Annotated in this window: 12 protein-coding genes; 4 read left to right on the top strand and 8 right to left on the bottom strand. The window is 48.9% G+C overall.

Going from position 1 to position 12,964, the window contains the following annotated elements; all coding sequences use genetic code 11:
• Position 1: 1 nt before the first annotated feature.
• Positions 2-484, bottom strand: a complete 483-nt coding sequence (gene moaC / locus ACM5Q9_RS02650) for a cyclic pyranopterin monophosphate synthase MoaC (RefSeq protein ID WP_418143184.1) — start codon at positions 482-484, stop codon at positions 2-4.
• A 196-nt stretch (positions 485-680) separates the two neighbouring features.
• Here moaC and mog point away from each other — a divergent pair, with 196 nt between their 5' ends.
• A complete protein-coding gene (gene mog / locus ACM5Q9_RS02645; protein WP_418143183.1) occupies positions 681-1,244 on the top strand; it encodes a molybdopterin adenylyltransferase in 564 nt (187 codons plus the stop codon).
• A gap of 58 nt (positions 1,245-1,302) precedes the next feature.
• On the opposite strand, the gene moaA is transcribed toward mog, so the two are convergent.
• The 6 genes from moaA to ACM5Q9_RS02615 form a co-directional block, all read right to left on the bottom strand.
• On the bottom strand, positions 1,303-2,292 hold the full coding sequence (moaA, locus tag ACM5Q9_RS02640) for a GTP 3',8-cyclase MoaA (protein WP_418143182.1): 990 nt from the start codon (positions 2,290-2,292) through the stop codon (positions 1,303-1,305).
• A gap of 153 nt (positions 2,293-2,445) precedes the next feature.
• Positions 2,446-2,718, bottom strand: coding sequence for an HU family DNA-binding protein (locus ACM5Q9_RS02635; RefSeq protein ID WP_169294981.1), 273 nt, complete (start codon positions 2,716-2,718; stop codon positions 2,446-2,448).
• Positions 2,719-2,917: 199 nt separating this feature from the next.
• On the bottom strand, positions 2,918-4,177 hold the full coding sequence (locus tag ACM5Q9_RS02630; protein ID WP_418143181.1) for a cystathionine gamma-synthase family protein: 1,260 nt from the start codon (positions 4,175-4,177) through the stop codon (positions 2,918-2,920).
• A gap of 29 nt (positions 4,178-4,206) precedes the next feature.
• Positions 4,207-4,947 carry a 23S rRNA (guanosine(2251)-2'-O)-methyltransferase RlmB gene (gene rlmB / locus ACM5Q9_RS02625; RefSeq protein ID WP_418143180.1) on the bottom strand — a complete coding sequence of 247 codons (741 nt, stop codon included), beginning with the start codon at positions 4,945-4,947 and terminating at the stop codon, positions 4,207-4,209.
• Positions 4,948-4,968: 21 nt separating this feature from the next.
• The gene (rnr, locus tag ACM5Q9_RS02620) at positions 4,969-7,428 is read right to left on the bottom strand and encodes a ribonuclease R (RefSeq protein WP_418143179.1); all 2,460 of its coding nucleotides are present in this window, start codon (positions 7,426-7,428) and stop codon (positions 4,969-4,971) included.
• A 134-nt stretch (positions 7,429-7,562) separates the two neighbouring features.
• Complete coding sequence (locus ACM5Q9_RS02615; protein WP_418143178.1) at positions 7,563-8,324, bottom strand: TSUP family transporter; 762 nt, start codon at positions 8,322-8,324, stop codon at positions 7,563-7,565.
• 147 nt (positions 8,325-8,471) lie between these two features.
• Here ACM5Q9_RS02615 and ACM5Q9_RS02610 point away from each other — a divergent pair, with 147 nt between their 5' ends.
• A complete protein-coding gene (locus tag ACM5Q9_RS02610; RefSeq protein ID WP_418143177.1) occupies positions 8,472-8,852 on the top strand; it encodes a SirB2 family protein in 381 nt (126 codons plus the stop codon).
• Between the two features lie 156 nt (positions 8,853-9,008).
• On the opposite strand, the gene ACM5Q9_RS02605 is transcribed toward ACM5Q9_RS02610, so the two are convergent.
• On the bottom strand, positions 9,009-10,811 hold the full coding sequence (locus ACM5Q9_RS02605; protein WP_418143176.1) for an ABC transporter ATP-binding protein/permease: 1,803 nt from the start codon (positions 10,809-10,811) through the stop codon (positions 9,009-9,011).
• A 277-nt stretch (positions 10,812-11,088) separates the two neighbouring features.
• On the opposite strand from ACM5Q9_RS02605, the gene ACM5Q9_RS02600 reads away from it, so the two are divergent.
• Positions 11,089-12,102: a sulfate ABC transporter substrate-binding protein gene (locus ACM5Q9_RS02600; RefSeq protein ID WP_418143175.1), complete on the top strand. Its 1,014-nt coding sequence runs from the start codon at positions 11,089-11,091 to the stop codon at positions 12,100-12,102.
• A gap of 22 nt (positions 12,103-12,124) precedes the next feature.
• Positions 12,125-12,961, top strand: a complete 837-nt coding sequence (cysT, locus tag ACM5Q9_RS02595) for a sulfate ABC transporter permease subunit CysT (protein WP_169294989.1) — start codon at positions 12,125-12,127, stop codon at positions 12,959-12,961.
• Positions 12,962-12,964 lie beyond the last annotated feature (3 nt).

Here is a 12,964-nt window from a genome sequence, read left to right as displayed (position 1 = left end):
CTTAACCAGCGCGCCAGTCACCCGACTTGCCACCCTTTTTTTCAAGCAAATGGATATGCCCTATTTGCATTCCCTTATCGACCGCCTTCAACATATCGTAAATGGTCAGCAAACCGGTTGAAACCGCCGTCAAGGCTTCCATTTCAACACCGGTTTTTCCGGTGGTTTCGGTTGTTGCCACCACTTCAACAGATTGCTGCCCCTCATCCAGCTTGAATTCAATACTGACATGCGTAAGGCTTAAGGGATGGCACAAGGGAATGAGCAGGCTGGTATGTTTGGAACCCTGAATTGCGGCAATGCGCGCTATTCCCAGCACATCACCCTTTTTACTTTGCCCCGAAACCAGCAATTGATAAGCCACCTCGTTCATGCTTATTTTGCCACTGGCACGGGCAACCCGTTTGGTTTCTTTTTTCTCTGAAATATCAACCATATGAGCCTGGCCTTGGCTGTCAAAATGCGTTAACTGTTGATCTGTCACGTTTTATATCCTTAATACTGTTAAAAGCAGGGGTCATCAGATAATTTTAATCGAGTAGAATACAATTCTTTTTATAGTAAAAATTTAAGCCCCTTATTCTGGCATAAATTAACCCAGTGCTTGGCACAAGCACGCCTTTAATAAACAACACCCGCTATTCAGCAGTGTAAAAGCAAGTGCAATCAAAGGAATCAGTATGGAAACACTACGTATTGGCATCGTCTCAGTCAGCGATCGGGCCTTCAATAAAACCTATGAAGACCAGGGCTTGCCCGCCCTGAAAACCTGGTTAAGCTCAGCAGTTTTAAACCCGCTGGAATTTGTTGAGCATTTAATTCCCGATGAACAGCCAATAATTGAACAAACCCTGATTGAGCTTTCTGACAATCAAAAGTGCCCATTGATTTTAACCACGGGCGGCACTGGCCCCTATTTACGTGATGTGACCCCGGAAGCCACCCTTGCTGTTGCCCAGCGGGTCATTCCCGGGTTTGGCGAGCAAATGCGACAAATCAGCCTGCACTTCATCCCTACCGCTATTTTATCGCGTCAAGTGGGTGTCATCCGCGGCAACAGCCTTATTTTAAACCTGCCAGGCCGCCCCAATGCAATTGCCGAAACGCTGGGTGGCGTCAAGGATGAACAAGGCAAGCAGGTTATTCACGGTATTTTTGCCTCAGTACCCATCTGTATTGACGCGGTGGGCGGCCCACTGGTTGAAACCAACCCTGATGTATGCAAATCGGTACGCCCAAAATAACATTGTCGACAGCATAAGCAAAGCGGCCCGCAGGCCGCTTTGTTTTATCTAAAATCGCTTAACCACCTGTCATCGACATAAGACGAATGATTTTTTCCGGGCTTGCATTGAATTCATGCCGCTCGGGTTTCAGGTCTATGGCTTTTAGAATGGCATTGTCCAGCTCTTCATCGGTACAATTATCGCTTAAATAAGGCTTCAGGTTTAACTGATGATCTTGACCCAGGCATAAGTACAAAGTGCCATCCACAGCCAGACGAACCCGGTTACAGGTCTCGCAGAAATGTTGGGAACGTGGCGTAATGAAACCCAGCGTAAAATCGCTATTGGGCGTTTCCCAATAGCGTGCCGGTCCTCCCCCAAAAACCCGGGAAGATTCCTGCAAATTGAATTTATCCTTTAATTGCTCAATGGTATTTTGCAAGTCGACATAATCCTGCTTTTGCCCGGTAACTCCCATGGGCATTACTTCTATCAGGCGAAGCACAAACTGGTTCTGGATACAAAACGCGACCATATCCTCGATATCGGGCATATTCACGCCTGGCAAAGGAACCATATTGATTTTAATTTTATTGAAACCCGCCTGTCGTGCCGCTTCCAGTCCGGCCATGACCTTAGGCAGACTATCGCTTCCCGAAATCTCCTGCACACACTCTCGACGCAGGGAATCCAGACTGACATTAAGCCGATGCAAGCCGGCATCGCGCAAGGGCTGCGCGTATTTTTCCAGCTGTGTGCCATTGGTGGACATGGACAGGTCTTCAACCCCTTCCAATGCCGAGAGCCGGGCAACCAGCTCGGGAAGATCTTTGCGTAACAACGGCTCTCCGCCCGTTAGCCTGAAACGGCTGGTACCCATACGGGCAAAAGCGGCAACCACGCGCACTATCTCATCAAAAGACAGCCAATTCGCAGGGCGCTCAAATTCTTTGAAACCCTTGGGAATACAATAGGAACAACGCAGATCACACTTATCAATCAGTGATATACGTAAATATTCAATACTTCTACCATACCTGTCAATCAGCATCTTGAAATTACCCATTGCATTATTCAATCACATGCAGTCTACCATAAAAAAAGCACCTCACTGTCAGACATCTGTCAAGCAGTGGGTGCTTCGCGCTTGGCGAGGTTTAGCTTTAGACTGGGCGGTTATTTAATTAAAACCACTTTACCAGGCACTCCAAACCAAAGTTTAGTTTACCGCGTCTTTCAGTGCTTTACCTGGACGGAATTTAGGTACTTTGGCTTTTTTGATTTTGATGGCTTCGCCTGTGCGTGGATTACGACCAGTACGGGCTGCACGGGTAGAAACGGCAAATGTACCAAAACCAACCAAGGTTACCGTCTCGCCTTTTTTCAGTGTTGCTTTCACTGCAGCGATCATCGCATCCAAAGAGCGGCCAGCAGCTGCTTTGGAAATATCGGCCTTAGATGCAATGTATTCAACCAATTCTGTCTTATTCATTCAGGAAAACCCCTTTTATAAATTAACTCTGATGTAAATCATCACGCGTATCTTCCCTTTAATCTTATTGGCTGTCAAGAAAAAAACACTGCGAAGCCCGCATATTTACTAGTCTTGCGGCCATTATCAATGGAAAGCAATTAATTTGTATGATTTTTTATACATCTGCACAAGGCAGGTTTAACCCCTGCCCTGGCTGCTATGACGCAACAGGCATGCACTGCTCAAGTGCCTGCTGGAAATCATTGATCAGGTCTTGCTCATCTTCAATACCTACAGATACGCGAAGCAAATTATCGCCAATACCCATTTCAGCCCTTCGGGCAGGCCCCATCTCGTAATAAATGGTATGGGCCACTGGTAAAGCCAGCGTTCTGGAGTCGCCCAAATGCGTAGCCAGCACCACTACTTTCAGTTTATTCAAAAACTCGAAACAATCGATACCATCAACCAATTCCACACCCAACAAGGCGCCGAAACGGTTGTTAAACAGCTTGGCGGCACGTTCATGCTGCGGATGCTGGCTTAAACCAGGATAACGCACACTGGCGATCCCTGGATGGGTTTCAAGAAAACGGGCAAGTGCCAATGCGTTTGAGCAAGATTGCCTTAATCTTAAAGCAAGTGTTTCGGCACCTACGGCAATACGATGGGCGGCATCAGAGGAAAGCGTTGCACCCATGTCGCGCAAGCCTTTTTTCTTGATTTGGGTTAGGCCCCAGGTATTTGCAGGGCCGGTTTTGTAGTTATCATAAATGTTGGCATAGCCAGACCAGTCATATAAGCCTGTAGCAGTAACAGCACCGCCCAATGCATTGCCATGACCACAGATATACTTGGACAAGGCATTCATGACCAGTGAAGCCTTGACGCTTTTACCCTGAAGCAGCCATGGTGAGGTTAAGGTATTGTCTATCACATACACCAGGTTGTGCGCTTCACAAATATCCCCAATGGCCGACAAGTCGGCAATTTGCGTGCCAGGATTGGCAATGGTTTCGGTAAACACCATTTTTGTTTCAGGGCGAATGGCATCTTCAACCTGTTGTGCATTGGTCGGGTCAACAAAGGTTACCGTTACCCCAAGACGATCCAGGGTGCCCAGCAAACTGTTGGTATTACCAAAAACAAACTGGCTGGAAACCAGATGGTCACCCTGTTTTAACAATGTCATGAAAATGGAAGACAAGGCCGCCATGCCAGTGGCAAACGTAACGGTGCCCGCCCCCCCTTCCATCAAGGTGACTTTATCTTCAAGAGCGGCCGTTGTCGGGGTTCCCTGACGGGCATAGGTATAACCCGATTTACCCTGAAAAACGGCGGCCAGTTCCCTGGCGTCGGCAAAAGCGTACTCGGTTGACGTATGCAATGGCTTGTGAATGGCACCGTGCTCTACCGTTTTGCGACGGTCTGCGTGAAGAATGGTGGTGGTAAACCCGTTATGTTCGTTTTTTGACATGATATGACTGTTAAAGAATGATTTTTTATTTATTTAACCTGACGTTGACGGACCGTTTCAAACAGGCAAACCGCACTCGCCACACTAACGTTAAGACTTTCAACCGACCCCAACATGGGAATACGCACCAGCTCATCGCAGGTTTCCCGCGTCAGGCGACGCATACCCTCGCCTTCGGCGCCCATGACCCAGGCAATGGAGCGGGTGGCATCAACATCATGAAAAGTACCGCTTGCTTCGTCATCGGTGCCAATCAGCCAGACATCGCGCTCTTTGAGCTGGCGCATGGTACGGGCCAGATTGGTCACCATGAGGTACGGAACGGTATCTGCAGCACCACAGGCCACACGCTGAACGGTGGCATTAATGCCTACCGCCTTGTCTTTGGGTGCAATAACGGCATGTACACCGGCAGCGTCTGCCGTACGCAGGCACGCGCCCAGATTATGGGGGTCGGTCACGCCATCCAGAATGAGGAAATGGGCAGGCCCCTCAATCACGTCAAGGACATCATCTATGTTAACCGCAAGCTGCTTTTGGTCTGCCAGGGCAACCACCCCTTGATGACGAACGCCTTTGGCCAGTCCATCAAGCCGTCCCACTGGAACCGGATGGATACGGATTTTGTTTTTTTCAGCCTGATCGACCAGGCTTTGCATACGCCCGTCTTTGCGTGATGCTTCGATATAAATTTCCCGAATTGAATCAGGTGCATGGCGCATGCGGGCGGTTACCGCATGAAATCCTGCCAGAATTTGACTGCTTGACATATAAATTGATTACCTTTGTATTTACCTTCGCTTACGCGTCGATTTTTTGTTCTTTTGCACGCCGACGGGTTGCGTTGACTTTTTCAACTCGGCCCGTCTTTGATGTGCGGTTTGCCCCCTCAGGGCTTCCGGCTTGGGTTTGGCCGGGCGCTTCACCTGTCGCGGCGCAGTTTCGCTACGCTGGGCATCTTTACGCAATGATTCAAAGGTAGTACCCTTGACCAGCGAAAACTCGATTCGCCGGGCCTCCAGGTCTACCCGTGTCACCTGCACCTGAACCGGATCCGTCAAGCGATAACGCATGCCGGTCCGCTCTCCGCGCAATTCGTGCGAACCTTCATTGTATTGGAAATAGTCGGTACCCAATTCCGAAACATGCACCAAACCCTCAACAAACAGGGTTTCCAGTGTCACAAACAATCCAAAAGGCGCGACACCACTTACCCGACCACTGAAAACCTCGCCCACATGCTCACGAACATACCAGCATTTAAGCCAGGCCTCGACATCACGTGAGGCATCATCGGCCCGGCGTTCGTAGGCCGACAACAGCATTCCGAGGTTATCCCAGACGGCATGCTCATGCTCTTTATGGGTTTCACCCTGCACTTTGGGTACGCCAGCCAATTCAGGCGTATAGTGCCTTTGGGCAAGGATGGACTTGATAACCCGATGCGTAAGCAGGTCGGGGTAACGCCGGATGGGAGAGGTGAAGTGCGTATACTGCTCATACGCCAGACCAAAGTGCCCCACGTTGTCGGGACTGTACATGGCCTGCTGCATGGATCTTAAGCACATGGTCTGAAGAATCTGGAAGTCGGGACGTGAGCGTCCGGCATCAAGCAAAGCGGCATAATCCTTGCCAGAGGGATCATCGCCACCGCCCAGCGTCAACCCAATGGTACGCAAGAACTCACGCAGGGTCTCAAGTTTTTCAGGCGTTGGGCCTTCATGAATACGATACAGTCCCTGACGTTTGTTTCTTAAGACGAAATCGGCGGCACAGGTGTTGGCCGCCAACATGCATTCTTCAATCAACTTATGCGCATTATTCCTGATAAATGGAACGATCTGCTCTATCTTGCCCATTTCATTGCATAGAATGCGGGTTTCAATGGTGTCGAAATCCATCGCACCGCGCTGTTCGCGTTTATTTTCAAGTGCCTCATATAAAGCATATAAATCTTTGACATGTGGCAGCAAATCGCCCAATTCGGTTCCGGCCGGGCCGGTTGGCTGCTGCAAGGCATTCCAGATTTGCGTATACGTGGTACGCGCATGCGAATTGATAACGGCATTGTAAAACTGGTATGCCGTCACCGTTCCCGCCTTGGTACCCGTCATGGGAATGACCATATCACACACCAGCACCAGACGATCAACATCAGGATTCAGGGAACACAGGCCATTGGAGAGTTTTTCGGGCAACATGGGAATAACCCGGCGCGGGAAATACACACTGGTTCCGCGCTCGATGGCATCCCGGTCAATGGCATCGCCCGGCTTGACATAGTAAGAAACGTCGGCAATGGCCACCAACAGGCGCCAGGCCATTTTGCTACGTTTTTCAGTGCCAATATCAACAACCTCGGCATACACGGCATCATCAAAATCACGGGCATCTTCCCCGTCAATGGTGATAAACGGCACATCCCGTAAATCTATACGGCCTTTAAGATCAGATGCTTGCACTTCATCGGGCATACTTTCCGACTGTATATGGGTTGCATCGGAAAACCCAACCGGGACATCAAATTTGCGCACGGCAATCTCGATTTCCATGCCGGGATCATCAATTTCTCCTAGCACTTCTATGATTTTGCCTAGCGGCTGGGTATGACGGGTGGGCTGCTGGATAATTTCAACCGTCACCACTTGCCCGTGCCTGGCGCCTCCGAGATCAGCATTCTGTACGATGATATCGTGCTTGATTCGTTGGTCTTCGGGGACCACGACATAAAGGCCTTGCTCATGCAACAAGCGTCCAACCAGACGGGCGGTACCGCGTTCAAGGACCTCTACAATCGTGCCTTCGAGCTTGCCCTTATATTCCCCAGTGGGTTTGACCTGGACCCGGTCGCCATGCAGTACCTTGAGCATTTCCCGAGGCGAGAGGAATAAATCCTGGGATCCATCTTCAGGAATTAAAAAACCGAACCCGTCACGATGGCCCTGGACTTTGCCAATCACAAAATTTTTCTGCTGGGACAGTTGCCAACCGCCTGGGGTATGCTCAAGCTGGCCATCCCTTTGCATGGCCCCCATCCGTCGTTCAAGACCCACTATACTGGCGTCCCGGCTCAACCCGAATGCACTGATCAGGGCATTCACGTCCAGGGGAGGCCTGGAATCCCGGAACACCTGAAGAATATCTTCACGGCTTGGAACATCGGGATCAAAATCAGGCGTGCTATCCGTAAGGGAACTATTTGCCTGGGCAGGCCTGTTTGCCGGGTTTTTAGTGGTGGTGCGATTTGCCAATACAATACTTCCTGATTATTTCAATTTATGATGCAATTTTTGCTTATAAAGCCATACTATATTATTCTGGCTTTATGAGACTTCTATGACTGAGCTGTTCATTTAAAGAAACGCTTGCCAATACCTGCCATTTTCTAGAATTTTGCGAGCAGATAACGGGTAACCATAACAAAACAGACCAGCACGATAAGCGGACGAATAAACTTGCTGCCATGGCTGATTACCATTAAAGAACCGGCATAAGCACCAATTATTTGCCCAACAATCATAATACCACCGATCAGCCACAAGACTTTGCCACCCAATACAAAAAGCAGTACTGAAGCAACATTACTGGCAAAATTAAATACCTTGGCATTAGCGGTTGCCTTGATGATTTGCTGCCCTCGCAACGCCACGTTAGCCAGTGAAAAGAAAGATCCGGTGCCCGGACCAAAAACGCCATCGTAAAACGCAATGACCGGCACGACGGTGCAATTAAAAACCTTGGCACTCACCCGCGGAACGCGCTCTACCTTGCCTGCAGATGGGGTAAATAAAAAATACAGCCCAATCATGATCAAGACCACGGGAATCACGATATCCAGCACCGAAACATCAATCAACTGAATCAAAATGGTACCCAGTGCCGCCCCCGCAAAAGCCATCAAAGCAGGTTTCCATACTTCTTCAAAACGCACAATTCTTTTTCTGAGCATGGTTAAGGAAGAAGTCAGGGTACCGAAACTGCCTTGCAACTTATTGGTTGCCAGGGCATTAATCGGGGGAACCTGAGCCAGCAATAGCACCGGAATGGTAATCAAGCCACCGCCACCGGCGATGGTATCAACAAAACCGGCCAGCATGGCAACCAGGAAAAGAATCAGTAAAACATCAGGCCCAACAACAAAATCCATGCCGCATCCGGATAAAAAAGACTTGAATATCAGAAAAACGCCGATCCGAACGCATTAAGCCGATAAACCGTAGGGTAAAAAATCAAAAACAATATCCATCAGTTAAAATATTCAACTTCCAGTATTTGACTTTTTGAAATCGAGATTATGGCTGATTATTATCTACCCATCAAGCACCTGCACATGACCTGTGCCTACCTGAGCATCACTTTTTTCCTGATTCGTGCATTTTGGTCGATTACGGGTTCACGCATGCTGCAAATAGGTTTTGTCAAGGTCACCCCGCATGTGATTGATTCCGTCTTGCTCATATGCGGTTTTATCCTGGCAGCCATGATCGGGCCTAACCAACCCTTCATTCTTGCAAAAATTGTGGCCCTGATTGCTTATATTGGTGTGGGTACGATAGCCATCAAGCGAGGAAAGACACCTGCGCAAAAAATAATCGCCACCGTTATTGCCGGCCTGATTTTCCTGTATATCATTGGTGCCGCGATTAACAAAAGCGCCCTGTCCTGGTTCGTTTAAACGGAAGGTCTGCCACCATTACAACAAAACCGTCTTCGCCGCATTTGGATATTATCCAGTTTGCGGCGAAAACGGTTTATTTTTCAGTTTTTTTTCCAGAGCAGGCACAAGAACGCTAAAAGAGACTGCCCAACCCGGAAAACAGCGCATTGGGCCTTAAGCCGTTGCCTCAACCTGCAAAGGCTTGAAGTCCCAAATGCCCTCTCCACGCAAATACAGCAAATGCGTATGATGTGCGTACAGGGTGCTGCGATGCCCCACACTAATCAGACGCAATTCAGGCAGTCGTTCGGCAATCAGCCGGTACATGGCATCTTCAAGGCCCTCATCCATCGCCGAGGTGGCTTCGTCTATGAATGCGGCAACCGGTTTGGCCAGCAGCAAACGGCCAAACGCAATTCTTTGCTGCTCGCCCAAGGAAAGAATATTGGTCCAGCTCACCACTTCATCCAAACGATTGAGCAGATGCCCCAGATTCACATCCTGCAAGACTTTGCGGGCCTGCTCATGGCCATCCTCAGGTACTTCGTTGGGATAATACAGCACATCCAGCAATGAACCTTCTGGCAAATAAGGTTTTTGCGACAAAAACAATACCTTATTATCTGGCCGCACCACCTGCCCTTTTGAATAAGGCCACAAACCGGCAATCGTTCGCAGAATGGTGGTTTTACCCGACCCCGAGGGACCTTGCAGCAACAAAGAGTGACCAGGCTCCACCGCAAAAGACAAATCCTTTACCAGGCATTTGCCCGCCGGTGTGGTAATGCTGACATTACGCAGCGCAACCGTATCCTGCTCTGACTTGACTTCAGGGACCGGTAATTTATCAGCGGCACGAGAATTTTGCACAAAACCGCTTAAACGATCTAGAACCGCCCGGTAACCGGCAAACGTATCATAGGCGTCCCGGAAGAATGACAGGTTGTCGTGCAAAGTACCGAAGGCTTGCGCCGTTTGGATCATCGCACCCAGCGTAATTTGCTGGGAAAAGAACCTTTTTGCCTGAATAATGAAAGGGAAAATAACCGCGGTTTGAGAAACCAGCAAGTTGAACCCCTGGAGTTTGACTGAACGAAAAACAATGGCCCATACATTACCAATCACCCGGGCAAAACGGTTGCGCAGTTTCTGCCCTTCAATCGCTTCACCCTTATAAAAAGCAATGCTTTCGGCATATTCACGCACACGCACCAGTGAATACCGGTAATCCGCATTAAAACGCTCATCAAGAAAGCTCAGGCGAATAAGCGGACGCCCGATCTTGAAGGCAAAGACCGTGGCAATCAGGATATAAATAAACAGGGCAAAGACCATCCCTTTTGACAGGGTGAATCCCAAAACGGTTAAATCGCCGGACAGCCCCCAAAGAATAATGGTAAAGGCAACGGCTGAAACCAGGGAGCTGACCAGACCCAGCAGAAGCGTCAGGGACGTCGTCACAAAACTGGACACGTCCTGCTGGATACGCTGATCGGGGTTATCGGCTGGAGTTTCAAGATAGTGAGAGCGATAATAGCTGCTTTTTTCCAGCCATTGCGAAAGCAGGGATTCATTCAGGGACTCACGCCACCTGATAGTGAAGCTCTGTTGCAAATAATAAGACACCAGCACCCGGGAGATATGGATCGCAGCCAGTATGGCAAACACCCCCATCTGGATCCAGAATCCGTCTTCATTCAGTTCTTGCAACGCGGTATACATCGTGTTGTACCAGTTCGAGAACAGCACGCTGACCCGCACGCCGAACAGGCTTAAAAACAGGATCACCCCAAATGTCAGTAAAGGACGCAGGCTGTTTCTGGGATTGAAGTAATCACCGGCCAACAGCCAGAACTGTCCCGCCCATTTGGTTGTTTTAACCAGAATAAAACCCACCAGTCCCAGCATGACTGATGAAATTACCAAAGCCTGCAAGATCCAAAGCGCGCTGTCTTGTAATTCTTGGCCCCAATTCATTGATACTCCTTATCATTTTTTATCATGGGCAAATAGAGTCTGCCATCGGCAATAAAGTTCATCACTTTACCTGAAGTAGGCATTAAATAGTAGTTAAAAAAATAACGCCTATTCAAACGCCAACTATTTTAATCGGCGCCAGCTTCTGTTTCGCTTATAGCCGTTAAGCATATAAATATCAATTTTTTTTTCGTTCTGATTTTATGCCGCTGTCTCTACACTTGCATTAACACGACATTAAGCCATGCCTCACACTGCATAAAACAGAAGGATTGATATGACCTACGGATTAAAAAAAACGAAATTGACCGCCCTTGCCATTATGTTGGGACTAAGTTCTGCTTATGCGTGCGCGAAAGATATAACGCTGCTTAATGTCTCTTATGACCCAACCCGTGAGTTATATCAGGAACTGGATAATATTTTTGCCAAACAATGGACAGAAAAAACCGGTGATACCCTGACGATCAAGCAATCCCATGGCGGTTCAGGTTCACAGGCCCGTTCTGTTGCCAACGGACTGGACGCAGACGTGGTGACCCTTGCCCTGGCAATTGATATCGATGCGATTGCCAAAACCGGCAATCGTCTTAATCCCAACTGGGAAAAGAACTTTGCCCATAACAGCACCCCCTTTACCTCTACCATTGTTTTCCTGGTTCGCAAAGGCAACCCGAAAAACATTAAGGACTGGGGTGATCTGGCCCAGCCCGGCGTGCAGGTCATTACGCCCAATCCCAAAACATCAGGAGGTGCACGCTGGAACTACCTGGCAGCCTGGTCATGGGCTTTGCGCCAGCCTGGTGCCACAGAAGAAACCGCCAAAGACTATCTGAACAAACTGTATTCAAATGTACCCGTTCTTGATTCCGGTGCACGGGGTTCAACCCTGACATTTGTACAGCGCCAGATTGGAGATGTTTTACTGGCCTGGGAAAACGAAGCGTTTCTGGCCCAGAAAGAACTGGGCACCGGCCAGTTTGATATTGTGGTGCCCAGCCTGTCCATTTTGGCTGAACCACCCGTAGCCCTGGTGGATTCCGTGGTGGACAAACGGGGCACCCGTGAAGTGGCAACCGCTTACCTGAACTTCCTTTATACCCCAGAGGCTCAAAAAGTGGGAATTAAACATTTTTATCGTCCAACCGATAAATCCCTGGAAGAAGAAGCCGCCAAACAGTTTCCAAAACTGGAAACCGTATCCATCAAGGAGCTGGGTGGCTGGGATGCGGTCAATAACAAGCATTTTGCCGATAACGCCATATTTGACCAGATTTACATCAAAAAATAAGCACCGCTTATATTGAGTTTAGATGAATATTTTACAAAAACAATATTCGGTCCTGCCCGGTTTTGGTCTGACGTTTGGCATTTCTTTATTATGGTTATGCCTGATTGTTCTGATTCCCTTCGCGGTTCTTTTCGGGCAGGCCGGGCAACTTGGCTTGGGCAATTTTCTGGAAGTCGTGGGTTCCGAACGGGTGCTTCATGCCCTGAAAATCACTTTTGGCACCTCACTGGCCGCCGTACTGGTTAATCTGGTATTTGGACTGATTACCGCCTGGGTACTGGTTCGTTACACATTCCCGGGCAAAAAAATTGTGGATGCCTTTATTGACCTGCCATTTGCCCTGCCCACGGCGGTTGCCGGTATTGCGCTTACCACCCTTTACGCCCCCAATGGTCTGATTGGCCAGGTTTTGCAAAAATTGGATATCAAAGTAGCCTTTACGCCCGCTGGTATTACGGTAGCGCTTATTTTTATCAGCCTGCCTTTTATTGTGCGTACCGTACAACCCGTGCTGGAAGACCTTGAGGTTGAACTGGAGGATGCCGCGACCTGCCTGGGGGCCAGCCGCTGGCAGATTTTCAGCAAAGTAATTTTTCCGGCCATTACACCTGCCCTGCTGACCGGGGCTGCCATGGCATTTGCCCGAGCAGCAGGTGAATACGGTTCGGTGATTTTTATTGCCGGCAATATTCCCATGGTATCTGAAATTGCCCCTTTACTGATTACCGCCAAACTTGAACAGTTTGACTACAACGGGGCAACCGCGATTGCCGTTACCATGCTTCTTATTTCCTTTCTTGTCCTGCTTCTGATTAACCTCATCCAGCGCTGGAGCAACCGCCGTTATGGCATGAATTAAAGA

The sequence above is a fragment of the Advenella sp. RU8 genome (assembly GCF_048381675.1).
Lineage (GTDB): Bacteria > Pseudomonadota > Gammaproteobacteria > Burkholderiales > Burkholderiaceae_B > Advenella.
Note: the sequence above shows the minus strand (reverse complement) of the source record. Positions and strands in the feature narration are given on the sequence as shown.

Excerpts from the sequence above, each read along its gene's own strand:
- ACM5Q9_RS02605 (WP_418143176.1), bottom strand. The coding sequence starts at position 10,811 with ATGAATTGGGGCCAAGAATTACAAGACAGCGCGCTTTGGATCTTGCAG.
- ACM5Q9_RS02610 (WP_418143177.1), top strand. The coding sequence starts at position 8,472 with ATGGCTGATTATTATCTACCCATCAAGCACCTGCACATGACCTGTGCC.
- ACM5Q9_RS02615 (WP_418143178.1), bottom strand. The coding sequence starts at position 8,324 with ATGGATTTTGTTGTTGGGCCTGATGTTTTACTGATTCTTTTCCTGGTT.
- ACM5Q9_RS02635 (WP_169294981.1), bottom strand. The coding sequence starts at position 2,718 with ATGAATAAGACAGAATTGGTTGAATACATTGCATCTAAGGCCGATATT.
- rlmB (WP_418143180.1), bottom strand. The coding sequence starts at position 4,947 with ATGTCAAGCAGTCAAATTCTGGCAGGATTTCATGCGGTAACCGCCCGC.
- ACM5Q9_RS02600 (WP_418143175.1), top strand. The coding sequence starts at position 11,089 with ATGACCTACGGATTAAAAAAAACGAAATTGACCGCCCTTGCCATTATG.
- ACM5Q9_RS02630 (WP_418143181.1), bottom strand. The coding sequence starts at position 4,177 with ATGTCAAAAAACGAACATAACGGGTTTACCACCACCATTCTTCACGCA.
- mog (WP_418143183.1), top strand. The coding sequence starts at position 681 with ATGGAAACACTACGTATTGGCATCGTCTCAGTCAGCGATCGGGCCTTC.
- moaA (WP_418143182.1), bottom strand. The coding sequence starts at position 2,292 with ATGGGTAATTTCAAGATGCTGATTGACAGGTATGGTAGAAGTATTGAA.
- cysT (WP_169294989.1), top strand. The coding sequence starts at position 12,125 with ATGAATATTTTACAAAAACAATATTCGGTCCTGCCCGGTTTTGGTCTG.